Source organism: Streptomyces sp. NPDC059866 (assembly GCF_042731325.1).
GTDB classification, from domain to species: domain Bacteria; phylum Actinomycetota; class Actinomycetes; order Streptomycetales; family Streptomycetaceae; genus Streptomyces; species Streptomyces flavusporus.
This window is the reverse complement of record NZ_JBHWJT010000034.1, coordinates 18,709-40,479: the sequence shown is the minus strand read 5'-3', so window position 1 is coordinate 40,479 and position 21,771 is coordinate 18,709. Positions and strand designations below refer to the sequence as shown.

The following is a 21,771-nucleotide window of genomic DNA, read 5'->3' as shown; positions in this document are numbered from 1 at the left end:
CCTCCTTGACTTGAAGCGCGCTTCAAACTGAAGACTCCCGTTCGTGCCCGCACAAGCGGGCCGAACGGGAGGGACCACCATGAAGTACCGCACCATCGGCACCGATCCGCGCCACCGCCGCGAGGTCAGCGTGCTCGCGCTCGGCGCGATGCTGTTCGGCTCGCTCACGGACGAGCAGACCTCCTTCGCCGTTCTCGACCGCTATGTCGAGGCCGGCGGGAACTTCATCGACACCTCGGACAACTACGCGTTCTGGACCGACGGCAGCCAGGGCGGCCACAGCGAGGAACTGCTCGGCCGGTGGCGGCGCAGCCGAGGCGTCGGCGACGAGGTCGTCATCGCCACCAAGCTCGGCGCCCGCCCGCTCGCTCCCGGCACCAGCTACACCGACAACGCGGAGGGCCTGTCGGCGAAGGTGATCCGCGAGTCGGCCGAGCGCAGCCGGGAACGGCTCGGCGTGCAGAAACTGGACCTGCTGTACGCGCACATCGACGATCACGGGGTTCCCCTCCAGGAGACCGTCGAGGGGTTCGCCGCACTGGTCGCGGAGGGCACCGTCGGTCTGCTCGGCGTCAGCAACCAGGCGATCTGGCGGGTGGAGCGGGCCCGTGCCCTGGCTGCCGCGGCCTCCCTGCCCGGCTATGAGGTGCTCCAGTACCAGCACAGCCATCTGCGGCCCCGCTTCGACATGCCCAGCGACCTCTTCCCCGACGGCAGTCTCGGCCACGCCGGTGCCGAACTTCTCGGCTATCTGCGCTCCGAGCCCGCGCTGACGCTGGTCGCCTACTCACCACTGCTGGGCGGGGCGTACGGGCGGGCGGACAAGCCGCTGCCGCCCGACTACGACCACCCCGGAACGCCGGCCCGGCTGGCCGTGCTGCGTGAGGTGGCGCGGGAGACCGGGGCGAGCGTCAACCAGGTGGTGCTGGCCTGGCAGATGGGCGCGGAGCTGCCCGTCGTTCCGCTCGCGGGGGCGTCGTCGGTGGCCCAACTGGAGGAGAACCTCGCCGCCGTGGACCTGGAACTGTCGGCGGAGCAACGGGCCCGCCTCGACGCGGCGCACTGACGTCAGGGTCGTACCAGCAACTGGAAGTCGAACGCGTACCGGGACGCGCGGTAGATGTGCGTCCCGTACTCGACGGCGCGGCCCGTGTCGTCGTAGGCCGTGCGCTGCATGGTCAGGAGCGCGGCGCCCTCCCGCTCCTGCAGGAGCGCGGCCTCCTCGGCGGTGGCGCAGCGGGCGCCGATGGACTGGCGGGCGCTGTGCAGGGTGATGCCGGCGGAGCGCATCATGCGGTACAGGCCGGTGGATTCGAGGGCCTCGGAGTTCAGGCGCAGCAGGTCCGTGGGCAGGTAGTTGACGAGGAAGGCCACCGGCCGGCCGTGGGTGCAGCGCAGCCGCTCCAGAACGGTGACCTCGCTGTCCTCGGCGACGCCGAGGGCGGCCGCGACGTCGGGTGGGGCCGGCACGGACTCGGCCCGCAGCACGCGCGTGGTGGGGCTCTGGCCCGCCGCCTCCAGGTCGTCGTAGAGGCTGCTGAGCTTCAACGGGCGTTTGACCTGGCTGTGGACGACCTGGGTGCCGACGCCCCGGCGGCGGACCAGCAGACCCTTGTCGACCAGGGACTGGATGGCCTGGCGGACCGTGGGCCGGGACAGTCCGAGACGTACGGACAGATCGACCTCGTTGCCGAGGCGGTCGCCGGGGGCGAGCACCCCGCGCTCGATGGCCGCCTCCAACTGCTGTGCAAGCTGGTGGTAGAGAGGTACGGGGCTGGTGCGGTCGACTGTGAAGCGTACGGCGGCGAGTCCGGAGTCAGTGCTGGGCATGGCATCCCTCCCGCGGCCCACCGTAGCACTTTGTACTTACATTCTGACCTGTTTGTGAAATGATGTCTTAACAAAGTATTGACAGTGGTGGCGCCAAGGGAGTTGGATCCGGTCCCAACACAGCCTTTCCCCCGGTCGCACAGTGAGGTGCAGGAAAGATGGACCGCTCTCGCAGAATCATCCCCGCCCTGGCCGTGGCAGCGGCGGCGGCCCTGGTGCTCGCCGGCTGCTCCAGCAGCTCCGGCGGCAAGAAGGCCGAGGAGGGAGCGGACGGTGCCTCGGCAGGCAAGGCCACCACGCCCCGGATGACGGTCGCGCTCGTCACCCACCAGGCGTCCGGCGACACCTTCTGGGACATCGTGCGCAAGGGCGCCGAGGCCGCCGCCGCCAAGGACAACATCGACCTCGTCTACTCCGCCGACCCCAACGCCGGCAACCAGGCCACCCTGGTGCAGAACGCGATCGACCAGAAGGTCGACGGCATCGCCGTCACTCTTGCCAAGCCGGACGCCCTCAAGGGCGTCATCGGCAAGGCGGAGGCGGCCGGCATACCCGTGGTCGGACTCAACTCCGGGGTGAGCGACTGGAAGGACCTCGGCCTGCTGGAGTTCTTCGGCCAGGACGAGACCGTGGCCGGTGAGGCGCTGGGCAAGCGGCTCAACGAGGTCGGCGCGAAGAAGGCCGTCTGTGTCATCCAGGAGCAGGGCAACATCGGCCTCACCCAGCGCTGCGACGGGGTGAAGAAGACGTTCTCGGGCACCACGGACACCCTGAACGTCAACGGCACCGACATGCCGTCCGTGAAATCGACGATCACCGCCAAGCTGAAGCAGGACAGCTCCCTCGACTACGTCGTCACGCTCGGCGCCCCCTTCGCGCTCACCGCGGTGCAGTCGGTGTCCGAGGCGGGCAGCAAGGCCAAGGTCGCCACCTTCGACCTCAACAAGGAGCTCACCAGCGCCATCGAGAGCGGCGACATCCAGTTCGCCGTCGACCAGCAGCCCTACCTCCAGGGCTACCTCGCGGTCGACTCCCTGTGGCTCTTCAAGAACAACGGCAACTACAGCGGCGGCGGTGAGCAGCCGGTGCTGACCGGCCCGGCGTTCGTCGACAAGTCCAACGTCGAGCGGATCGCCGGGTTCGCCGCGAAGGGCACCCGGTGATGAGCATGGCCCAGCAGGCTGGGCCGGCGGTGACCACCCCGCCGGCCCCCGGCCCCGGGCAGTCCGACGGGCGGACCCGGCAGCGTCCCCTGGCGCTGCGGCTGCTCGCCCGGCCCGAGGTCGGTGTCTTCCTCGGCGCCGTCGCGGTGTTCGTCTTCTTCCTGATCGCGGCGCCCTCGGTCCGCCAGGGCTCGTCGATGGCCACGGTCCTGTACCAGGCGTCGACCATCGGGATCATGGCGCTGCCCGTGGCGCTGCTGATGATCGGCGGCGAGTTCGACCTGTCGGCCGGTGTCGCCGTGATCACCTCGGCGCTGACCGCGAGCATGCTCAGCTACCAGCTGACGCTGAACATCTGGATGGGCGTGATCGTCGCGCTCGTGGTGTCGCTCGGTATCGGTGCGTTCAACGGCTGGATGCTGGTGAAAACGGGGTTGCCGAGCTTCCTGGTCACCCTGGGCACCTTCCTGATCCTGCAGGGCGTGAACCTCGCGGTCACCAAGCTGGTCACCGGCAACGTCGCGACCGACGACATCAGCACCATGGACGGCTTCGACCAGGCGCGGGCGATCTTCGCCTCGTCCTTCGACGTCGGCGGTGTCCAGGTGAAGATCACCGTGGTGTGGTGGCTGGTCTTCGCGGCCCTGGCCACCTGGGTGCTGCTGCGCACCAAGTACGGCAACTGGATCTTCGCGGTCGGCGGCAACCAGGGCAGCGCCCGCGCGGTCGGTGTCCCGGTGACCTTCACCAAGATCACGCTGTTCATGCTGGTCGGTTTCGGTGCCTGGTTCGTCGGCATGCACCAGCTGTTCTCCTTCAACACCGTGCAGTCCGGCGAGGGCGTCGGCCAGGAGCTGATCTTCATCGCCGCGGCGGTGATCGGCGGCTGTCTGCTCACCGGAGGTTACGGCTCCGCGATCGGCCCGGTCTTCGGCGCCTTCATGTTCGGCATGGTGAACCAGGGCATCGTCTACGCCGGATGGAACCCCGACTGGTTCAAGGCGTTCCTCGGTGTGATGCTGCTCGGGGCCGTCCTCATCAATCTGTGGGTCCGTCGCACGGCGACCCGGAGGTGACGCAATGACCAACGCCAACGGAACCGGCACCCACGGAGCCGTCCTGAAGGACACCGTCCCCGAGCAGGACCGGCCGATCGTCGAACTGCGCGGCGCCGGGAAGTCCTACGGCAACATCCGCGCCCTGCACGGCGTCGACCTCGCCGTCCACCCGGGCAAGGTGACCTGCGTCCTCGGCGACAACGGCGCCGGCAAGTCCACCCTGATCAAGATCATCTCCGGGCTGCACCAGCACACCGAGGGCGAGTTCCTCGTCGACGGAGAACCGGTCCGCTTCTCCACCCCGCGCGAGGCCCTCGACCGGGGCATCGCCACCGTCTACCAGGACCTGGCGACCGTGCCCCTGATGCCGGTGTGGCGCAACTTCTTCCTCGGCTCCGAGATGACCAAGGGCCCCTGGCCGATCCGCCGCCTCGACATCGAGCGGATGAAGAAGACCGCCGACGAGGAACTGCGCAACATGGGCATCGTCCTCGACGACCTGGAGCAGCCCATCGGCACGCTCTCCGGCGGCCAGCGCCAGTGCGTGGCCATCGCCCGCGCCGTCTACTTCGGCGCCCGCGTCCTCATCCTGGACGAGCCCACCGCCGCCCTGGGTGTCAAGCAGTCCGGCGTGGTCCTGAAGTACATCGCCGCCGCCCGCGACCGCGGACTCGGCGTCATCTTCATCACCCACAACCCCCACCACGCCTACATGGTCGGCGACCACTTCAGCGTCCTGCGCCTCGGCACCCTGGAACTGAGCGCCGACCGCAGCGAGATCGGCCTCGAGGAGCTGACCAACCACATGGCCGGCGGCGCCGAACTCGCCGCCCTCAAGCACGAACTGGCCCAGGTGCGCGGCGTCGACGTCGAGGAGCTTCCGGAAGAGGAAGACCTCACCGCGCCCGCGAAGGCATCACCCGCTTCTCCCGAAGGGACCTCCTGACATGGCAACCGCCCCTTCCCTCGACCGTATCCGGGTGGGTTCGGCGCCGGACTCCTGGGGCGTCTGGTTCCCCGACGACCCTCAGCAGGTGCCCTGGGAACGCTTCCTGGACGAGGTCGCCGAGGCGGGCTACTCCTGGATCGAGCTGGGCCCGTACGGCTATCTGCCGACCGACCCGGCCCGGCTCACCGACGAGGTCGACAAGCGCGGCCTGAAGGTGTCGGCGGGCACGGTCTTCACCGGCCTGCACCGCGGGCCGTCCGTCTGGGAGTCCACCTGGGAGCACGTCAGCCAGGTCGCCGCGCTCACCCGGGCCATGGGCGCCCGGCACCTCGTGGTCATCCCGTCGTTCTGGCGCGACGACAAGACCGCCGAGATCCTGGAGCCGCCGGAGCTCACGGCCGAGCAGTGGGCCCACCTGACCAAGGGCATGGAACGCCTCGGCCACGAGGTCAAGGAGACGTACGGCCTCGACATCGTCGTCCACCCGCACGCCGACACCCACATCGACACCGAGGCGCACGTCGAGCGCTTCCTCGACTCCACCGACTCCGAGCTGGTCAACCTCTGCCTGGACACCGGGCACTACGCCTACTGCGGCGGCGACAGCGTCAAGCTGATCGAGACGTACGGCGAACGCATCGGCTACCTGCACCTCAAGCAGGTCGACCCGGAGATCCTCGCCGACGTCGTCGCGGGCGGGGTGCCGTTCGGGCCGGCCGTGCAGCGCGGGGTGATGTGCGAACCCCCCTCCGGTGTACCGGAGTTGGAGCCGGTGCTGGCTGCGGCGCAGGGGCTCGGCGTCGAGCTGTTCGCGATCGTCGAGCAGGACATGTATCCCTGCGAGCCGGACAAGCCCCTGCCGATCGCGGTCCGCACCCGGAAGTTCCTGCGTTCCTGCGGCGCCTGACCACGTCGGTCTCGGGTCTCTTGCGGCGCGCGCGTCACCCGTCCTCGGGACGCGCCCGCCCGCGTACCAGCAGCACACCCCCCGCGGCCGCGAGGACGAACCCCGCCGCGGCCGCACCGATCGGCACGGTCCGCCCGACCGCGCGCAGCCGCACACCGTCCTCCTCGGCCTTGCCGACCGCGAACTCCTGCGTGGCCGGCGTGTGGCTCAGCTTCGGCACGTCCAGGAGCACCACGGCATCCTTTGTGCCGCCCGGTGCGCGCAGGGTCTGGCGGGGGCCCAGTTGGGCGGAGAGGACACGGCCGGTGGCCTGGTCGACGACCAGCTTGATGCCGTGGTTGGAGTACCACTCCTCGGCGAACACCTGAGCCGCCTCGGGCCGGCCGACCAGGGCCCCCGGGACCTGACGGGTACCGATCTTTGTCGGCGGAACGGTGCCCGTGAAGACGTACCCCTGGTAGCCGCGGATCTTCTCGGTGCCCCGGTAGGAGAGGGTGACGGCCCCGCCGAGCTGGCTGTCCCACCAGCGGTACGGGCGTTTCTGTACGTCGAAGGGGAACTTCAGGTAGGCCTCGCCCTCGTGGTACGGCTGCTCCTGGCAGCAGTGCGCCGGCCGGTTGGTCCGGCGGTCGGTGACCCAGCGGGCGGTGGAGAAGTCCAGCGCGTCATGCGGATCGGCGGCCGGCAGGGACTTGTCCGTGTCGACCGTGGTGACCACGTCCCACACCGCCCGGCCGCTGCGTTCGCTGTCACCGACGTCGCCGCGCACCCGCTGGGTGACCGTGATCCGCTTCTCGCGCAGCGTCTCGGCCTCGTCGACGTCGAAGTAGCTGCCCGTGCCGGTGTAGACCGCGGTCACATCGATGTCGACCGGGTTCACCGCCGCGCGCGGCTTGACGTACCACGCGAGCATGGGCGCGAGGACCAGCAGGAAGACACCCAGGCCCAGCAGGAGCAGGGCGAGGGGGGAGGAGCTACGGCGCATCCGGCACTCCAGGGCTTGGCTGCCCGGAGACCGTAGGTGCTTGCCGTACGGCGCGTCTACGCATGCGCGTGACAAAAACGCCGCCCGGGGCGCAGGTCAGCGGCTCGCGGCGAGGGCCGCCAGCACGGCGTGGGTGAGGCGGGTGACGTAGGCGTCGTCGGTGGGGCCGCCGACCGCCAGCACCCTGAAGTACAGCGGGGCGCCGAAGAGGTCGACGGCCAGGCCCATGTCGATGTCCGCCGGCAGCTCACCGCGGTCCACCGCCTGCCGCAGGAGGGTCGCCACCGCGGCACGCCGGGGCGCGAGGACCGCCTCGTGCAGGGCGTCGCGCAGGGACGGGTTGCGGGCCGACTCGGCGACGAGGTCCGGGATGATCCGGCCGACCAGGGGATGGCGCAGGTCGGCCATCGTGTCGCGGACGAAGCGCTCGACGTCGGCGGGCAGTGAACCGGAGTCGGCCGTCGCCGGCAGGTGGGCGGCGGCGGCCTCGGAGACCAGCTCCACCACCATGGCCTCCTTGGTGGGCCAGCGGCGGTAGAGGGCGGCCTTGCCGACGCGGGCCCGGCGGGTGACGGCCTCCATCGACATCCGGGCGTACCCGGTCTCGGCCAGCTCCTCGAACATCGCCCGCCGGATCGTCTCCGTCACCGACTCCCGGAGCGTCGCGGAGCCGGTGGGCCTGCGGGGGTCCAGTGCGCTTCTGCCGGTCGAGTCCCTGGTCGAGTCCACTGCGGGAGGTTAACACCGGACGGAACGGTTGCGTTCCGTTCCGGGCGGGTGTACGTTCCCGGCCAGACGGAACGGACCTGTTCCGTTCCGCCGAGCTCCGTTCGGAGCATGGGGGTCTGTTCGGGGCAAAGGGGGCCCGGATGAAGTTCCTCTTCGACCGGCACGACGAACGGCCGGCCCGGGCATGACCGTGGAGGCCCGCACCGAGCCCGCCGCGTCCGACGGCACCGGGCCCCGCGCCCGGACCGTCCTCGTCCTGCTGGCCCTGTTCATCGTGATCAACGCCGCCGACAAGGCCGTCCTCGGGCTGACCGCGGGGCCCATCAAGGACGATCTCGGGCTCACCGCCACCGAGTTCGGCACCATCGCCAGCAGCTTCTATCTGCTCTTCAGCCTCTCCGCCGTCTCGGTCGGCTTCCTGGGCGACCGCATCCACCCCCGGCCCCTGCTCGCCGTGCTCGCCCTCGTGTGGGCGGCGGCTCAGCTGCCGATCCTCCTCCCCGCCGCCGGATTCGGCGCGCTCGTCGCCACCCGGGTGGTGCTCGGGGCGGGTGAGGGGCCGGGCTATCCGCTCGCCAACTACACCGCGTTCACCTGGTTCCCGGAGAAACGGCGCGCCCTTCCCTCGGCCGTCGTCGTCGCCGGCGGCGCGGGCGGCACCGTGCTGGCCGCGCCGCTGGTCATCCTGGTCAGCGACACCCTCGGCTGGCGCGCCGTGTTCGGACTGCTCGGGGCCGTGGGGGTGGTGTGGACGGTCGCGTGGCTGCGACTGGGCGGCGGCGGACCGTACACAGCACGGCTCGGCCCGGCAGCCACGGACGACGATCCGCCAGAAGCCCCCCGCGTCCCCTTCTGGCGCATCGTCACCACCGGTACCTGGCTCGGCGCCACCCTCTCCACCTTTGCCGTCATGTGGACGCTCGCCCTGGGCTTCGCCTGGCTGCCGCTCTATCTGGAGGAGCAGGTGGGGTTCAGTGACGCGGAGGTCGGTGCGATCGTCGGGCTGCCCGCCCTGTCGATGGCCGTCCTGGTCCTCACCGCCGGCGCCGTCGCGCACCGGCTGCTGCGGAGGGGGGTGACCGCCCGGGTCGCGCAGGGACTGCTCGGCGCGCTGCTGCCGCTGCTGGCCGGGCTCTGTCTGCTGCTCGCGACCCGGGCCGGTCCCGCCGCCCTCCTGCTGCCGCTGCTCGTGCTGGCGTTCTCCGCGGGCAACGGCCAGACCCCGCTCACCAACGCGGCCATCGCCGACATCTGCCCGCCCGCCCGGCGCAGCGCCGCCCTCGGACTGTCGTACGCCCTCGCCGCCCTCTCCAGCCTGCTCGCCCCCTACGTCACCGGCCGGATCATCGACGCCGCGCCGAACGAGACCGTCGGCTACGGCCGGGCCTTCGACCTGGCCGCCTGCCTGCTGATCGGCGGCGCCCTGCTCGCCGCGCTGCTGATCCGCCCCGACCGGGACGCCCGGACCCTGCGCCCGGCGCTCACCCGCACGAGTCCCGAGGAGTGAAACCGATGTCCCCGATGCCTTTAGACATCGCCGTCGTCAACGGGGCCCGCACCCCGATCGGCCGGTACCAGGGCGCGCTGAGCTCGGCCCCCGCCCACCGGCTCGGCGCCCTTGTCGTCCGCGAGGCCGTCGTCCGTGCCGGGCTGCAGCTCGGCGCCGTCGACGAGGTCGTCCTCGGCTGTGTGGGCCAGGTCGGCCCCGAGGCGTTCAACGCCCGGCGTGCCACGCTGAGCGCGGGCCTGTCCGTGCGGGTCACCGCCCACAACGTCAACCGGCTGTGCGGATCCGGACTCCAGGCGGTCTGGTCGGCCGCGCAGAGCCTCGCCCTCGGCCTCGCCGACGTGATCGTGGCGGGCGGCAACGAGTCGATGACCCGTCAGCCGCGGCTCGACTACAGCGAACGCGCCCGCGACGAACTGCCCGGAGAACCGGCCGTCGACGGCACCGTCTCCCTGGTCACCGACCCCTTCGGCCACTACCCGATGGGCATGACCGGCGAGGTGGTCGCGGGCCGGTACGGCATCTCCCGGGAACGCCAGGACCGCTGGGCCGCCGAGAGCCAGCGCCGGGCGGCCACGGCCGTGGCGGCGGGGCGGTTCGACGCGCAGATCGTGCCCGTCGCCACCCCGGACGGCATCGTCGAGCGCGACGAACACCCCCGGCCCGGCACGACGGTGGCGAAGCTCGCCGCCCTGCCCCCGGTCTTCGCGCAGGACGGCACGATCACCGCCGGGAACTCCGCGGGCATCAACGACGGCGCCGCCGCCGTGCTGCTGATGCGCGCCGGCGACCTGGAGCGCGGCCCCGCCCCGCTGTGCCGGCTGCTCGACGCGGTCGTCACCGCGCTGGAGCCGGAGATCATGGGTGTCGCCCCCGCCGACGCGATCCGCGCCCTGCTCCAGCGCCACGACCTCACCCTCGACGACATCGACGTGATCGAGCTCAACGAGGCGTTCGCGGCCCAGGTGCTGGCCGTGATGGACACCCTCAAACTCGACCCGGACCGGGTCAACCCCAACGGCGGGGCCATCGCCCTCGGCCATCCCATCGGCGCCACCGGCACGGTGCTGCTGCTCAAGGCGGCCCACGAACTGCGCCGCACGGGCGGCCGGTTCGGCGTGATCGCCCTGTGCATCGGCGGCGGCCAGGCCATCGCCGCGCTGATCGAGAACGGGGCCCGATGAGCGCCTACGCCTGGTACCCGACACCGGAGTTCACCGAGCACGGCAACATCGCCGCCTTCTGCCGCCGGCACGGCGTCGAGGGCGGCTACCGCACACTCCAGGCCCGGTCCGCGGCCGACCCCGAGTGGTTCTGGGAGCGGGCCCTGCCGGACATCGGCATCGTCTGGCATGTGCGCCCGCAGCGTATGTGCGACGAGTCGGGCGGCATCGCGTTCACCCGGTGGTTCCCGGGCGGGCGCACCAACCTCGTCGACTCCTGCCTGGAACGCCACCTCCGGCAGGGCCGCGGGCAGGCGCCCGCCCTGCGCTGGGAACGCGAGGACGGGACGCTCGGGACGCTGTCGTACGAGGAGGTCGCCGCGTACAGCGCCCGGGTGGCCGGCGGGCTGCGTGGGCTCGGGGTGGGGGGAGGGGACCGGGTGGCGTGCTGTCTGCCCCCCGGTCCCCATGCCTTCGTCCTGCTCTTCGCCTGCGCGCGCATCGGCGCGATCCTCGTGCCGCTCTTCTCCGGCTTCGGCGCCGAGGCGATCGCGCTCCGGCTCCTCGACGCCGGCGCCCGGGTGCTGGTGACCGCACGCTCCACCCTCCGGCGCGGACGCCGGTACGACCTGGAGGCGGTGGCGCGCACGGCCATGGCCGGGGCGCCGAGCGTACGTCGACTCGTCGTCGTGGCCGACGGATCGGGCGACTGGGAGCGGCTGGCCGCCGCCGAACCCGTCGGAACCGAATCCCTCTCCGCGGCCGCCCCCTTCCTCCTGCTGCACACCTCCGGCACCACCGGCCGCCCCAAGGGCGCGGTCCACACCCACGGCGGATTCCCCGCACAGGTCGGCAGCGAGACCCGCTACAACCTCGATCTACGGCCGGGCGACATGGTGTTCTGGGTGACCGACCCGGGCTGGATCATGTTCCCGCTCGTCGCGATCGGCGCCACCCTCGCCGGTGCCTGCGTCCTGGCGTACGAGGGCGCGATCGACCACCCGGACGTGAGTCGCCTGTGGCGGCTGCTCGACGAGCACGAGGTCACCGTCTTCGGCAGCTCGCCCAGTCTGTCCCGGATGCTGATGGCACGGGACTCACGGCACCCGGCCGCGCCCCCCTCCGTGCGGGTCCTCGGCTCGACGGGGGAGCCGTGGACCGAGGAGGCGTGGCGCTGGTACTCCGCCGAGTTCGGCGGCAAACGCTGCCCGGTGATCAACATCTGCGGCGGCACCGAGGTCGGCGGCTCCCTGCTCGCCTCCGCGCCCACCCTGCCCCAGTCGCCGTGCGGCTTCACGGGACCGTGTCTCGGCATCGACGCGGCCGTCGAGGACGAGGCCGGTGCCGAAGTGGCCGAGGGGCGGCTCGGGGAGCTGGTCGTACGGCGTTCGTGGCCGGGGATGACCCGGGGGCTGTGGCAGGCGCGGGAGCGGTTCGCCGACGCCTACTTCGGGCGCAGGCCGGGGCGCTGGTCCCACGGCGATCTGGTGTCACGGTCGGGGGACGAGTGGTTCGTGCACGGCCGGCTCGACGACGTCATGAAGGTGGCCGGCAAGCGCCTCGGACCCGCCGAAGTGGAGGACGCCGTCCTCGGCGACCCGGCCGTCGCCGAGGCCGCCGCCGTCGGCATACCGCACCCCGTCTCGGGCGAGGCCCTGTGGTGCTTCACGGTTCCCGCCCCCGGCCGGACCCTCGACGCGGCGGACGCCGAGCGGATCCGCGAGCGGGTCGCCGCCGCGCTGGGACCCGCGTTCCGGCCCGGCCGGGTCGTCGCCGTGCCCGAGCTGCCCAGGACCCGCAACGGCAAGGTGATGCGACGTCTGGTCCGCGCCCTGGTCACCGGTGAGGAGCCCGGCGATCTGTCCACGCTCGTCAACCCGGCGAGCCTCGACGCGATCCGCACGGCCGTACCCGGCACACCCGACCACCGTCCGTGAACAGCCCCCGCCTCCAAGGGAGTTCCATGCCGACGATCGACATCCTCCTGCCCGGCTTCGCCATCGACACCGACCAGGGCTATCCCGCCTTCTGCGGGGTGTTCCTGGTCCGCGGCCCGGACGCCGCCGGACGGCCCCGCACCCTCCTCGTCGACGCCGCCCACGTCGGCCGCCGTCCCTTCCTGTGGGATGCGCTCGCCGCCCACGGCCTGACCGCCGACGACATCGACACCGTCGTCCTCACCCACGCCCACTGGGACCATGTGCAGAACATCGACCTGTTCCCGCACGCCACCCTCGTCCTCCACCCCGACGAGCGCCGCTACGCCCACACGCCGCACGCCAACGACTGGGCCACGCCCGCCTGGACCGGGCTGCTGCTGGAGCAACTGCCCGTCCGCGAGGTGGCGGACGGCGAGGAGCTCATCCCCGGCGTGTCCGTGATCGCCCTGCCCGGGCACTCGCCGGGCAGCATCGGCGTCGTCGTGCAGACCGAGGCGGGCCGCGCCACCATCACCGGCGACGCCCTGCACTTCGCGTACGTCGCCCGCACCCGGCGCAACCCGCTGGTCTTCTGGGACTCCGACGCCGCCGCCCGCAGCATCGACCGGGTGCTGGCCGTGTCCGACCTGATCTACCCGGGCCACGACCGGCCGTTCCGGCTCGCCGCGGACGGCGGCATCGACTACCTGGAGTCCTTCGCGCTCACCCTCACCGGGCTGCGCCCCGACACGGAGGGCCTCGCCTTCGCCGACGGCTCCGCACGCCCGCTGTGGGTGATGCCGGGCGTGGAGGAGCAGCGCGCGCTGTATGCGAAGAACGCCGACGACATCGAGCGGCGGATCAGCCGGGTTCCGCGCGTGGTGGGCCCTGCGCGGCAAGGAGCCGGTCCAGGGAGCGGTTGAGCCGGTCGAAGAACGGCACGGGCGCCTCGCGGGGGAAGAAGTGGCCGCCGGGGACGGTGGTGAGGCGGAAGCCGCGCGCGTACCGCGCCCAGGCCCGTACCGCCTCCGCGTCGACCAGCGGGTCGTCGGTGCCGGCGAAGGCCTCCACGTCCAGCGGCAGCCGGGCCCGTTCGTCGTCCGGGTCCGGCAGCCGCGCCCGCCGATGGCTGGCGCAGATCCGCAGATCGTCCCGTACGACCGGCAGCAGCGCCCGCAGCCAGTCCGCCCGGTCCAGGAACTGCGGGGCGAGCCCGCCGAAGTCCACCAGCAGGCGGGCCAGTTCACCGTCGTCGTACCGGTCGGGCGCCGGCAGCGTGGGCGTGCGGTGCGGCGCCGCGTACGCCCCGAGGAAGAGCGCCTCGGGGCCACGGGCGCCCGCCCGCAGCCGGGCCGCCGCCAGCGCGAAGGCCAGCAGCGCGCCCATGCTGTGCCCGTACGCCGCCCAGGGCCCCTCGTCGAGCAGGGACCCGAGGTCGCGGTCGAGGGCCTCGACCGCCTCGCCGGCGTCCTGGAAGCGGCGCTCGCAAAGGCGGGCCTCGCGGCCGGGCAACTGCACCGGCAGAACGTCCACTTCGGGCGGCACGCGGGCGGGCCAGGACGCGAAGAAGGAGGCCCCGCCGCCCGCGTGATGGAAGCAGAACAGCCGCAGCCGGGCATCCGCCCGGGGCTCCCGGCCCAGGCAGGACGCCGGAGCACTGGTGGTCATACGGGGGCTCCCGCCGACGTACGGGCGAGGCGGTGACGTGCCCTGAGGACCCGGGCCCGGGCGGACGCGGCCCGCCGCACGCCACCGGCCGTACCGGCCATCCGCAGCGCCTGCGCCAGCAGCCACAGCCGGGTCTCGGCCGCCCGCTCGGGCGCGCCGCCCAGCACGTCGTTCTCCACCAGCCGCAGATGCGGCACGCTCCGCTGGAGCAACTCCGCGTCGGAGTACGGCGCGATCTCGTCGTCGCGACTCACCGCACAGGCGACCGGGATGCGCAGCCGGGCGAGTTCGTCCTCGGCCAGGCCCCAGTCGGCGAGCGCGGCCGGGAGACGGTCCAGGGGGGTGCGGGTGACGTGGGACAGGGTCAGGTTCACCAGCTGCGGCAGCCCGGTGCCCTGCGCGGCGCGCACGAAGAAGTCCCGGACCGGTGCCCCGACGGTGGCCAGGCCCCGGACACGGTCGTCCGCCAGGGCGTACCGCAGTGCCAGGTGCCCGCCGAAGCTGAGGCCCACGACACAGGTGCGGGTGGTGTCGGCGGCGCGGCCGAGCAGACCGACGAGGTACATCAGCATGCGGGTGCTGTCCGTTCCGTAGGGGAGGGTGTTCTCGCCGACCCCGGGCAGCTCCGTCACCACGACGGCGGCGCCCAGCCGGTCGGCCTCGGCCAGGACGGGCGCCCACTGCTCCTTGGTGCCGGTGATGCCGCCGACGACGAGGATCAGCGGCAGCCGTCGATGCTGCGACAGGCCGGCCGCCCAGCAGGCGAAACCCGTGTCGTCGAAGGGCAGGTCGAGCCGGGTGATCCCGCCGGCGCGCTTGCGCCAGCGGTCGAAGGCCGCCACGCAGCCGTCCTGCGCCGCGCGCCGCTCCGGGCCGTCGACGTAGGGGAAGCGGGCCATGGCGTAGTAGCGGACGGCGTCCAGGTTCCGGCCGCGGGCCTCGGCCGCCACCGCGAGCGACGACCAGGCGTGGGTCCAGGCGCCGGGACCCTCGTCCTTGGCGTCGTCGCTCAGCTGGTGCAGCACCCGGTGCAGGACGTCCGGGGGGACGCCCTGGGCGTGCGCGTGCGGGAGGGCGAACCTGCGCAGCTCGGCCAGGGGGATCATCGGACCGCTCCTTTCTCTGCCGGGATGTCCTCCGGCTCCTTGTCAGGCAGGGGTGGGGGATCGCCGGCCGGCGGCCGGCCGCGCCCGCGGCCCGCGACGAGCCGCGCGAGGCCGGGCGGGCAGAAGATGTCCAGCTGGGTGTCGAGGAACAGGGCGTGGAACCGCAGACAGGGTTCGGGGTCCGGCTCGGGCGTCGTGGTCATCGGCCCGCCACCGCCTCGTACAACTGCCGGAACGTACGCGCCTGCAGCAGGTCCGCCACCGGGATCCGCCGTCCGGCGAGGCTCTCCACGACGGTCACCAGCCGCAGCAGCAGGACCGAGTCCCAGTCGGGGAAGTCGTCCAGCGGCCGGTCGAGGTCGTCGGCGTCGACGTGCAGGCCGAGTTCCTCCTCGAGGAGGATGCGGAACTCAGTGGGGTCGGCGAGTGCCGTGGTCATCACTTGTCTCCGTGTCCGTCGGTTGCCGCGTCGAAGGGTCCGAACGCCGCGTCCAGCCGCAGATGGGCGGGGGCCGGGGCGACGGTCGCGAGGTCGTGCCGGAAGTGGACGGCGTCCGGGTCGTCCCCGTCGCCGCCCAGGACGGCGAAGCCGTGGTCGGCGTAGAAGGTGGCGAAGGCGGAGTTGCGCGGCGAGGGCAGGTAACGGCCCGTCACGGCGCTCGCCCCGGTGGACCGGGCGAAGTCCAGCACCGCCGCCACACAGGCGCTCTCGATGCCCCGGGAGAACACCCGGCAGCTCAGCACGAAGTTGTCGATGCGCAGCAACTCGCCCTCGCGCCGCAGGAACAGCGCACCGATCAGCCCGTGGTCGCCGAACCGGTCGCGGGCCCGGACCGCGATCACATGCCGGCCGGGGTGCGCCGTCCAGTCGGCGACCTGCGGCACCTGGAGGCGCTCGGTGGCCAGGTGGAACTGGTTGGTGCGCAGGGTGAGCTGGGAGACCCGGGCGAGCTCGGACTCGTCCGGCGGGCGCAGGACCACCTCGATACCGAGCCCTTCGAGGTAGTCCTGGTAGGAGCCGACGTCCTCGCGGAACTCCTGCCGCAGCGCCTCGGTGCGGTAGCGGCCCGCCCGCTCCAGATCGGCCTCGGTCAGCTCGAACAGGTCGAACCAGCCGTCCGCCAGCAGCGCCGACGGGTGCAGGGCCGGCTCCTCGTCGACCGGGACCACGGCCACCTCGGGCAGCCGCTCCGCGACCAGTCCGCACTCGAAGAGGCTGTCGTCGACGAAGACGAAGCTGTCCAGGCCGAGGCCCAGCCGGTCGGCGATGTCCCGCAGATTGTCGTGCTTGGCCTTCCAGTTGGCGTTGACGCGCACGAAGGCGTCCTCGCGCAGCACCATGGCCGGGTGCCCCTTGAGCACCTCGCGCACCAGATCGTCGTCGTTCTTGCTGCTGACGGCGAGCAGCACGCCCTGCGAGCCGAGCTGGCGCACCGTGCGCTGGAAGTCCTGGAACGCCTCGCCGCGCAGCCCCGCGCCGAGCTCGATGCCGTGCGGCCCGGCTTCGCCGAGCACCCCGCCCCACAGCGTCCCGTCCAGGTCGAGCACCAGCACCTTGCGGGTGCGGCCGAGGCGGGCCCGTACCACGTGGGCGGCCTCCCGGGCGTAGGCGGCCAGCAGCGGGTCGGACAGCCGGGCCCGGGCGTACTGCGCGGTGCGCGGCTCGCAGGCGGGCACCCCCTCGCCGACCAGCGGATCGAGGTCGACGGTGACCACGGAGGGATGCTGGTCGGCGAGTGACAGCAGCCCCCGGTTGAACTCCCGCCACACCGCGCCGAGCCGGGCCCGGGAACGCAGGTCGACCAGCTGGTGGGTGAACCGGCGCAGCAGCGGCACCGTGTTGAGGACGAGCAGCCCGCGCCCCGCCTCCTGATGGGCGCGCACGGCACCCGCGAGCAGCGACAGCTTCGCCCGCGCCGCGGCCTCGACGTCCTCCGCCCGCCACGGCACGGTGACGTCGTCGAAGACGGTGTACGCGTCGAGCAGGCAGAGCGTGAGCTGGGGCAGCGCCTCGTCCGAGGGGCGCATCAGGTCCTGTACGTACGCCCCGTACGGCGCGACCTTCGGCTCCAACATCAGCCCGTGCCGGGCCAGTTCGGCGGTGAGCGGCGCGACGACCGGGGCCACCGTCGAGTGCCCCGTGACGGCGACGGACACCACCGGCACGTCGGGTGCGTGCCGCCGTACCTCCGTCGGGTCGAGCCGGGACAGCAGCTGCCCCGCGGCCGGGAGGTCGGCCGCCGGCATGCAGGACAGCAGGCCCGGGACGGCCCGGTACTCGGCGGCGAGCCTGCCCGACCGGTGCAGGATGCGCAGGGTGCGCAGCGCCCGGGGGTCGTGCCAGGTGCCGGGACCGACGGTGCTCTCCAGGTGCGTCTCGGTCTGCGTCATGACCGCTCCAGGGCGATACCCGACTTGATCCACTTGCTGGACTCGACCGCGACCGCGACGGCCCGCCCGGGCCCCTCCCACTGCCGCAGCAACTCGGCGAGCTGGAGGAACGGCAGAGCGTTGCCGTTGTTGCCGACGTGGCGCACCACGTTGATCCGGCGGGCGTCCGGGGCGGGCATCTCGGCGGAGATGCGGTCGCTCATCCGGCCGGACAGCTGCGGGGGCAGCAGGAAGTCCACATCGTCGGCGGCCCAGCCCAGGTCCTCCAGGAGCTCCCAGAACATCTGCTGGGCCAGCGCGGGCACCGTCTCCTCGATCGCCTTGTAGTCCTCGGAGACGGCGGTGCGGTCGCTGTGCCGGTCGCCGAGCCCGAACCAGTCGATGACCTGGCCGGGCTCCCGGCCCAGGCCCACCAGCCGGTTGAGCACCTGGCGGATCTCGATGCCCGTACCGCCGACGGGCTCGGCGCTGAGCACGGCCGCGCCGGCCCCGTCGCCGAACAGCACGTAGTTCACGAGCTCGGCGGAGGTGCGGCTGCCCGGGTCGAAGTCGGTCTCCAGGTGCTTGGCGCACACGTCGCCGCCGATCACCAGCACGGTGCGGCAGCGCCCGGCGAGCAGCAGGGTGCGGGCCACGTCCAGGGCCTGCACGGCTCCCGCGCAGCCGGACTGGAGCTGGTAGGTGGGGACGTTGTCGATGCCGAGCCGGTCCGCCACCAGGTTCACGGTGGCCGGCATCAGCTGGTCGGGGGTTGCGGTGCCCATCACGACGCAGTCGATGTCGTAGGGCTCGAGTGCGGCCTCGGCCAGCGCCCGGTCGGCGGCGGTCGCCGCGATGTCGGCGAGGGTGTGCCGGACCTGACCGGTCGCCAGGTCGACGGCGAAGTGCCGGCCGGTGTTGCCGATGAACATGTCGGCCCAGCTCTCGTCGACGCCGACGAGCTTGGCCAGGGTCGTGTTGTCCACCGGGTCGCCGGGCAGGCAGGTGCCGACCGAGGCCAGGTAGGCGGTGGGGGCGGTCATCGGTGGGTTCCTTCCGGGGCTGCGGGTACGGGGGCGTCGGTGAGGTGCAGGGACCGCAGGTAGCGGACGAGGTCGCCCACGGTGCGCAGACTGGCGAGGAGGTCCTCGACCGGCAGCTCGCCGAGCCGCGGCAGCGCGTGCTCGATGCGTGCCTTCAGCTCCATGACGCGGATCGAGTCGAAGCCCAGGTCCTCGTGCAGCCGGGAGTGGTCGTGCACATGGCCCGGGTCGTGCCCGCCGACCCGGCACACCAGACGGCGTGTCAGTTCGGCGAGGGAGTCCGGCAGGTCCTCCGCCGGGGCCGGCGGGCACGGTGCACCGCGGTCCGCGCCACTCGGCACCGCGGTGGTGTCCGCGCCAGAGGGGACGTGCGGCGCGGACAGTTCCGGAAGGCCGGGTGCGGCGCCGGAGCGCCAGGCCCGGAACGAGTCGTCGAACACATACGGCGGCAGCCGGCGCGGCACCCGGTCCGCCTCGTCGTAGAGCACGTCCCACTGAGGGGCGAGCCCGGCGCACCACAGCTCGCCCAGCAGCTGCTGCGGCCGGTGGCCCGGCGCGTGCTCCCCGGGGTGCGCGGCGTGCAGGCTCGCCGGATGCCCGTCCGTCGTCAGCCGGGCCAGCAGCGGGGTGAGTACGGAGCGCGGTCCGATCTCCACCACGTGGGTGACCCCGCCGGCCAGCAGGGCACCGGCGGCCTGAGCGAACCGCACCGGCGCGGTGATCTGCCGGGCCCAGTAGCCGGCGTCCATGGTCTCCTCGCCGGTCAGCTCACGGCCGTACACCGTCGAGAACACCGGGAGCAGCGGGCGCCGGGCAGGCACGTCCCGGCACTCCGCGCGGAACTCCTCCACCACCGGCCGCATCAGCGGCGAGTGGAAGGCGTGGGACACGGTGAGCCGCCGCGCGGTCACCTTCCGATCACTCAACTCCCGCTCGACCTGGGCCAGTTCCTCGAGGTCCCCGGCGATCACCGTGGCGTGCGGGCCGTTGACGGCGGCCAGACCGAGGCGCTGCCGCCCCACCAGCAGCGCCTCGGCCTCCGCGGCGTCCAGGCCCACCGCGAGCATCCCGCCGTCCTCGGGCAGCGACTCCATCAGCGCCCCGCGCCGGGCCACCAGCCGCGCAGCGTCCGGCACGTCCAGCGCCCCGGCCACGCAGGCGGCGGCGAACTCGCCGATGCTGTGCCCGATGACGTACGACGGCCTGATCCCGGTCTCGGTGAGGGTCGCCGCCATCGCGTACCCCACCGCGAACAGCGCCGGCTGGGCGAAGCGCGCCCGGTGCAGTTCGGGATCGCCGTCGAGCACCAGGTCGCGCACCGACCGTCCGGTGTGCGGGGCGAGCTCCTTGTCGATGTCGTCGAGGTGGCGTGCGTACGCGGGGCACGACCGGTACCAGGACGCGGTCATACGAGGATGCTGGGCGCCCTGACCGGTGAAGGCGAACGCCACCGACCCCACCGCCCGACGCCCCGTGTCCACCCGCGACGCCTCCTCGGCACGCTCGGCAGCCTTGCGCAACTCCGCGACCAGCGTGGGCAGATCGCCGGCCGCCACGGCCGCCCGGTGCGGCAGCCGGGACTTGACGCGGTTGCTGGTCCAGCACAGCTGCGCCAGCTGGTGCTCCGGACGGCGGGCCAGCGCGTCGGCCTGCGCCAGCAGATTGGCGCGCAGCCGCTCGGGGGTCCGGGCGGAGACGGTGAACACCCCCGGCGCGCCGGGCCGGCCGCGGTGGACCGCGCGGGGCGCGGACGCCAGTACCGCGTGCGCGTTGCTGCCGCCCATGCCGAAGCTGCTGACCGCGGCGTGCACGGTGCCCGACGGCAGCCGCAGCGGCGACTTCAGCAGGGTCAGCCTGCGGCCGGGCAGGTCCAGCTTCGGGTTCTCCTCGTGGGCGAACCGGCTCGGCGGCACCGTGCGGTGGTGCAGGGCGAGGACGGCCTTGATCAGCCCGGCGATCCCGGCCGCGCCCTCCGCGTGCCCGAAGTTGCTCTTGACCGAGCCCAGCGCGACGCTGCCGCCGCTGCGCCCGCTGGTCAGCTCGCCGAGGGCCTGCGCCTCGATGAAGTCGCCGAGCAGGGTGCCGGTGCCGTGCGCCTCGACGAACCGGATGTCGTCGGCGGTCACGCCGGCCCGCTGCCACACCGACTCGATCAGCCGCTGCTGCGCCCAGCGGTTGGGCGCGGTGATGCCGTTGCTGCGCCCGTCCTGGTTGGTGCCGGTCTCCTTCAGCACCGCGTACACCGGCTGACGGTCCGCCAGCGCGTCGCTCAGCCGGCGCAGCACCAGCACGGCCACGCCCTCGGCCCGTCCGATGCCGTCGGCCAGGGCGCTGAACGGCTTGCAGCGGCCGTCGGGCGCCGAGAGGCCGGCCTGGGCGTAGAAGATGTTGATGACCGGCGTCATGATCAGGTTGGTGCCGGCCGCCAGCGCGTAGTCGGACTCTCCCGAGCGCAGCGCGCTCATCGCGAGGTGCACGGCGACGAGGGACGAGGAGCAGGCCGTGTCCACGGCGAGGCTCGGGCCCTTGAGGTCGAGGTGGTACGAGACGCGGTTGGCGCCCATGAAGTAGCCGTTGCCGGAGCCGTAGCGGGCGGTGATCCGGTCGTAGTCGGCGAGTTGCAGATACGCCCACTCGTTCGCCATCACGCCGACGAACACGCCGGTGTCGGTCCCGGCCAGGTCCTGCGGCGCGACGGCGGCGTCCTCGAGGGCCCGCCAGGAGCTCTGCAGCAGCAGCCGCTGCTGCGGGTCCATGGCCTGCGCCTCCCGCGGGGCGATCCCGAAGAAGGCGGGGTCGAAGGCGTCGGGGTCCTGGATGAAGCCGCCGCGCACGGTGTTGGTCCGGCCGGGCACCCGCTTCTCCGACGTGCTGCCGGGGGAGGACGGCACGGCGGTGTGATAGCGGTCGGCGTCCCAGCGCTGCTCGGGGACCCGGCCGGTGCCGTCCCGGCCGTCCATGAGCAGCGACCAGTACTCCTGGGGGTCGCGGGCACCGGGGAAGCGGCAGTCGAGGCCGACGACGGCGACGGGCTCGCGTACGGAGGTCACTGCGGTCGTCTCCGTCATCGCGTGTCCTCGGCGGCCAGCCGCTCGGCCAGGTGGTCGCCGATCGCGTGCACCGTCGGGAAGTCGTACGCGATCGTCGGGGAGACGGCGATCCGGAACCGCTCCTCGATCTCGCCGCAGATGCTGATCGCCGCGACCGAGTCGATGCCGTAGTCGGCGAGCGGGGTGTCCGGGTCGATCTCGTCGGGGGACCTGTGCAGATGGAAGGCGACGCGTTCGGCCAGCCATGCCTCCAGGCCGGGCGCGTGGTCCGGGTGCAGGGGGTGTTCCACAGGGGCGGTACGGGTGTCGTGGGCAATGCTCATG

General features: G+C 72.7%; 20 protein-coding genes. 9 read left to right on the top strand and 11 right to left on the bottom strand.

Annotated elements, in window-relative coordinates; all coding sequences use genetic code 11:
• Positions 1-79: 79 nt before the first annotated feature.
• Positions 80-1,066: an aldo/keto reductase gene (locus tag ACFV7R_RS37465; protein ID WP_385272139.1), complete on the top strand. Its 987-nt coding sequence runs from the start codon at positions 80-82 to the stop codon at positions 1,064-1,066.
• A gap of 2 nt (positions 1,067-1,068) precedes the next feature.
• On the opposite strand, the gene ACFV7R_RS37460 is transcribed toward ACFV7R_RS37465, so the two are convergent.
• A complete protein-coding gene (locus tag ACFV7R_RS37460; RefSeq protein WP_385272136.1) occupies positions 1,069-1,830 on the bottom strand; it encodes a GntR family transcriptional regulator in 762 nt (253 codons plus the stop codon).
• A 158-nt stretch (positions 1,831-1,988) separates the two neighbouring features.
• Here ACFV7R_RS37460 and ACFV7R_RS37455 point away from each other — a divergent pair, with 158 nt between their 5' ends.
• From ACFV7R_RS37455 to ACFV7R_RS37440, 4 genes are read left to right on the top strand one after another with little or no spacing between them, the layout of a single operon-like run.
• A complete protein-coding gene (locus tag ACFV7R_RS37455; protein ID WP_385272133.1) occupies positions 1,989-2,993 on the top strand; it encodes a sugar ABC transporter substrate-binding protein in 1,005 nt (334 codons plus the stop codon).
• The gene (locus ACFV7R_RS37450) at positions 2,993-4,069 is read left to right on the top strand and encodes an ABC transporter permease (RefSeq protein WP_385272130.1); all 1,077 of its coding nucleotides are present in this window, start codon (positions 2,993-2,995) and stop codon (positions 4,067-4,069) included. Before ACFV7R_RS37455 ends, ACFV7R_RS37450 begins: the two co-directional genes overlap by 1 nt.
• A gap of 4 nt (positions 4,070-4,073) precedes the next feature.
• Positions 4,074-4,997, top strand: coding sequence for an ATP-binding cassette domain-containing protein (locus ACFV7R_RS37445; protein ID WP_385272127.1), 924 nt, complete (start codon positions 4,074-4,076; stop codon positions 4,995-4,997).
• A 1-nt stretch (position 4,998) separates the two neighbouring features.
• Positions 4,999-5,907: a sugar phosphate isomerase/epimerase gene (locus tag ACFV7R_RS37440; protein ID WP_129802909.1), complete on the top strand. Its 909-nt coding sequence runs from the start codon at positions 4,999-5,001 to the stop codon at positions 5,905-5,907.
• Positions 5,908-5,941: 34 nt separating this feature from the next.
• Here ACFV7R_RS37440 and ACFV7R_RS37435 read toward each other — a convergent pair whose 3' ends face one another.
• Positions 5,942-6,892: a DUF3068 domain-containing protein gene (locus ACFV7R_RS37435; RefSeq protein WP_385272124.1), complete on the bottom strand. Its 951-nt coding sequence runs from the start codon at positions 6,890-6,892 to the stop codon at positions 5,942-5,944.
• A 96-nt stretch (positions 6,893-6,988) separates the two neighbouring features.
• On the bottom strand, positions 6,989-7,621 hold the full coding sequence (locus ACFV7R_RS37430; RefSeq protein ID WP_385272121.1) for a TetR/AcrR family transcriptional regulator: 633 nt from the start codon (positions 7,619-7,621) through the stop codon (positions 6,989-6,991).
• Between the two features lie 184 nt (positions 7,622-7,805).
• On the opposite strand from ACFV7R_RS37430, the gene ACFV7R_RS37425 reads away from it, so the two are divergent.
• From ACFV7R_RS37425 to ACFV7R_RS37410, 4 genes are read left to right on the top strand one after another with little or no spacing between them, the layout of a single operon-like run.
• Positions 7,806-9,128 (top strand): MFS transporter, encoded by a 1,323-nt coding sequence (locus ACFV7R_RS37425; RefSeq protein WP_385272118.1) that lies wholly within the window; start codon positions 7,806-7,808, stop codon positions 9,126-9,128.
• A 14-nt stretch (positions 9,129-9,142) separates the two neighbouring features.
• A complete protein-coding gene (locus tag ACFV7R_RS37420; RefSeq protein ID WP_385272115.1) occupies positions 9,143-10,312 on the top strand; it encodes a thiolase family protein in 1,170 nt (389 codons plus the stop codon).
• Positions 10,309-12,228, top strand: a complete 1,920-nt coding sequence (locus ACFV7R_RS37415; protein ID WP_385272112.1) for an AMP-binding protein — start codon at positions 10,309-10,311, stop codon at positions 12,226-12,228. The genes ACFV7R_RS37420 and ACFV7R_RS37415 overlap by 4 nt, the downstream gene beginning before the upstream one ends.
• Before the next feature lie 26 nt (positions 12,229-12,254).
• A complete protein-coding gene (locus ACFV7R_RS37410; RefSeq protein WP_385272109.1) occupies positions 12,255-13,133 on the top strand; it encodes an MBL fold metallo-hydrolase in 879 nt (292 codons plus the stop codon).
• Here the strand turns inward: ACFV7R_RS37410 and ACFV7R_RS37405 are convergent.
• The 8 genes from ACFV7R_RS37405 to ACFV7R_RS37370 are packed head-to-tail and all read right to left on the bottom strand — an operon-like array spanning position 13,072 to position 21,770.
• Positions 13,072-13,878, bottom strand: coding sequence for a thioesterase II family protein (locus ACFV7R_RS37405; RefSeq protein WP_385272106.1), 807 nt, complete (start codon positions 13,876-13,878; stop codon positions 13,072-13,074). The two genes, ACFV7R_RS37410 and ACFV7R_RS37405, sit on opposite strands and share 62 nt — an antisense overlap.
• Positions 13,875-14,984, bottom strand: coding sequence for an alpha/beta fold hydrolase (locus tag ACFV7R_RS37400; RefSeq protein ID WP_385272103.1), 1,110 nt, complete (start codon positions 14,982-14,984; stop codon positions 13,875-13,877). The genes ACFV7R_RS37405 and ACFV7R_RS37400 overlap by 4 nt, the downstream gene beginning before the upstream one ends.
• Complete coding sequence (locus ACFV7R_RS37395) at positions 14,981-15,187, bottom strand: hypothetical protein (protein WP_385272100.1); 207 nt, start codon at positions 15,185-15,187, stop codon at positions 14,981-14,983. Before ACFV7R_RS37395 ends, ACFV7R_RS37400 begins: the two co-directional genes overlap by 4 nt.
• On the bottom strand, positions 15,184-15,423 hold the full coding sequence (locus ACFV7R_RS37390) for a phosphopantetheine-binding protein (protein WP_129802917.1): 240 nt from the start codon (positions 15,421-15,423) through the stop codon (positions 15,184-15,186). Before ACFV7R_RS37390 ends, ACFV7R_RS37395 begins: the two co-directional genes overlap by 4 nt.
• Positions 15,423-17,375 (bottom strand): HAD-IIIC family phosphatase, encoded by a 1,953-nt coding sequence (locus ACFV7R_RS37385; protein ID WP_385272095.1) that lies wholly within the window; start codon positions 17,373-17,375, stop codon positions 15,423-15,425. The genes ACFV7R_RS37390 and ACFV7R_RS37385 overlap by 1 nt, the downstream gene beginning before the upstream one ends.
• Complete coding sequence (locus tag ACFV7R_RS37380) at positions 17,372-18,397, bottom strand: 3-oxoacyl-ACP synthase III family protein (RefSeq protein ID WP_385272092.1); 1,026 nt, start codon at positions 18,395-18,397, stop codon at positions 17,372-17,374. Before ACFV7R_RS37380 ends, ACFV7R_RS37385 begins: the two co-directional genes overlap by 4 nt.
• Positions 18,394-21,465: a type I polyketide synthase gene (locus ACFV7R_RS37375; RefSeq protein ID WP_385272089.1), complete on the bottom strand. Its 3,072-nt coding sequence runs from the start codon at positions 21,463-21,465 to the stop codon at positions 18,394-18,396. The genes ACFV7R_RS37380 and ACFV7R_RS37375 overlap by 4 nt, the downstream gene beginning before the upstream one ends.
• Positions 21,462-21,770, bottom strand: coding sequence for an acyl carrier protein (locus ACFV7R_RS37370; protein WP_385272086.1), 309 nt, complete (start codon positions 21,768-21,770; stop codon positions 21,462-21,464). The genes ACFV7R_RS37375 and ACFV7R_RS37370 overlap by 4 nt, the downstream gene beginning before the upstream one ends.
• Between the last annotated feature and the right edge of the window lies 1 nt (position 21,771).

What these genes read in the sequence shown, in the direction of transcription:
- ACFV7R_RS37465 (WP_385272139.1), top strand. Translation starts at nt 80, where the DNA reads ATGAAGTACCGCACCATCGGCACCGATCCGCGCCACCGCCGCGAGGTC.
- ACFV7R_RS37460 (WP_385272136.1), bottom strand. Translation starts at nt 1,830, where the DNA reads ATGCCCAGCACTGACTCCGGACTCGCCGCCGTACGCTTCACAGTCGAC.
- ACFV7R_RS37455 (WP_385272133.1), top strand. Translation starts at nt 1,989, where the DNA reads ATGGACCGCTCTCGCAGAATCATCCCCGCCCTGGCCGTGGCAGCGGCG.
- ACFV7R_RS37450 (WP_385272130.1), top strand. Translation starts at nt 2,993, where the DNA reads ATGAGCATGGCCCAGCAGGCTGGGCCGGCGGTGACCACCCCGCCGGCC.
- ACFV7R_RS37445 (WP_385272127.1), top strand. Translation starts at nt 4,074, where the DNA reads ATGACCAACGCCAACGGAACCGGCACCCACGGAGCCGTCCTGAAGGAC.
- ACFV7R_RS37440 (WP_129802909.1), top strand. Translation starts at nt 4,999, where the DNA reads ATGGCAACCGCCCCTTCCCTCGACCGTATCCGGGTGGGTTCGGCGCCG.
- ACFV7R_RS37435 (WP_385272124.1), bottom strand. Translation starts at nt 6,892, where the DNA reads ATGCGCCGTAGCTCCTCCCCCCTCGCCCTGCTCCTGCTGGGCCTGGGT.
- ACFV7R_RS37425 (WP_385272118.1), top strand. Translation starts at nt 7,806, where the DNA reads ATGACCGTGGAGGCCCGCACCGAGCCCGCCGCGTCCGACGGCACCGGG.
- ACFV7R_RS37420 (WP_385272115.1), top strand. Translation starts at nt 9,143, where the DNA reads ATGCCTTTAGACATCGCCGTCGTCAACGGGGCCCGCACCCCGATCGGC.
- ACFV7R_RS37415 (WP_385272112.1), top strand. Translation starts at nt 10,309, where the DNA reads ATGAGCGCCTACGCCTGGTACCCGACACCGGAGTTCACCGAGCACGGC.
- ACFV7R_RS37410 (WP_385272109.1), top strand. Translation starts at nt 12,255, where the DNA reads ATGCCGACGATCGACATCCTCCTGCCCGGCTTCGCCATCGACACCGAC.
- ACFV7R_RS37405 (WP_385272106.1), bottom strand. Translation starts at nt 13,878, where the DNA reads ATGACCACCAGTGCTCCGGCGTCCTGCCTGGGCCGGGAGCCCCGGGCG.
- ACFV7R_RS37400 (WP_385272103.1), bottom strand. Translation starts at nt 14,984, where the DNA reads ATGATCCCCCTGGCCGAGCTGCGCAGGTTCGCCCTCCCGCACGCGCAC.
- ACFV7R_RS37395 (WP_385272100.1), bottom strand. Translation starts at nt 15,187, where the DNA reads ATGACCACGACGCCCGAGCCGGACCCCGAACCCTGTCTGCGGTTCCAC.
- ACFV7R_RS37390 (WP_129802917.1), bottom strand. Translation starts at nt 15,423, where the DNA reads ATGACCACGGCACTCGCCGACCCCACTGAGTTCCGCATCCTCCTCGAG.
- ACFV7R_RS37385 (WP_385272095.1), bottom strand. Translation starts at nt 17,375, where the DNA reads ATGACGCAGACCGAGACGCACCTGGAGAGCACCGTCGGTCCCGGCACC.
- ACFV7R_RS37380 (WP_385272092.1), bottom strand. Translation starts at nt 18,397, where the DNA reads ATGACCGCCCCCACCGCCTACCTGGCCTCGGTCGGCACCTGCCTGCCC.
- ACFV7R_RS37375 (WP_385272089.1), bottom strand. Translation starts at nt 21,465, where the DNA reads ATGACGGAGACGACCGCAGTGACCTCCGTACGCGAGCCCGTCGCCGTC.
- ACFV7R_RS37370 (WP_385272086.1), bottom strand. Translation starts at nt 21,770, where the DNA reads ATGAGCATTGCCCACGACACCCGTACCGCCCCTGTGGAACACCCCCTG.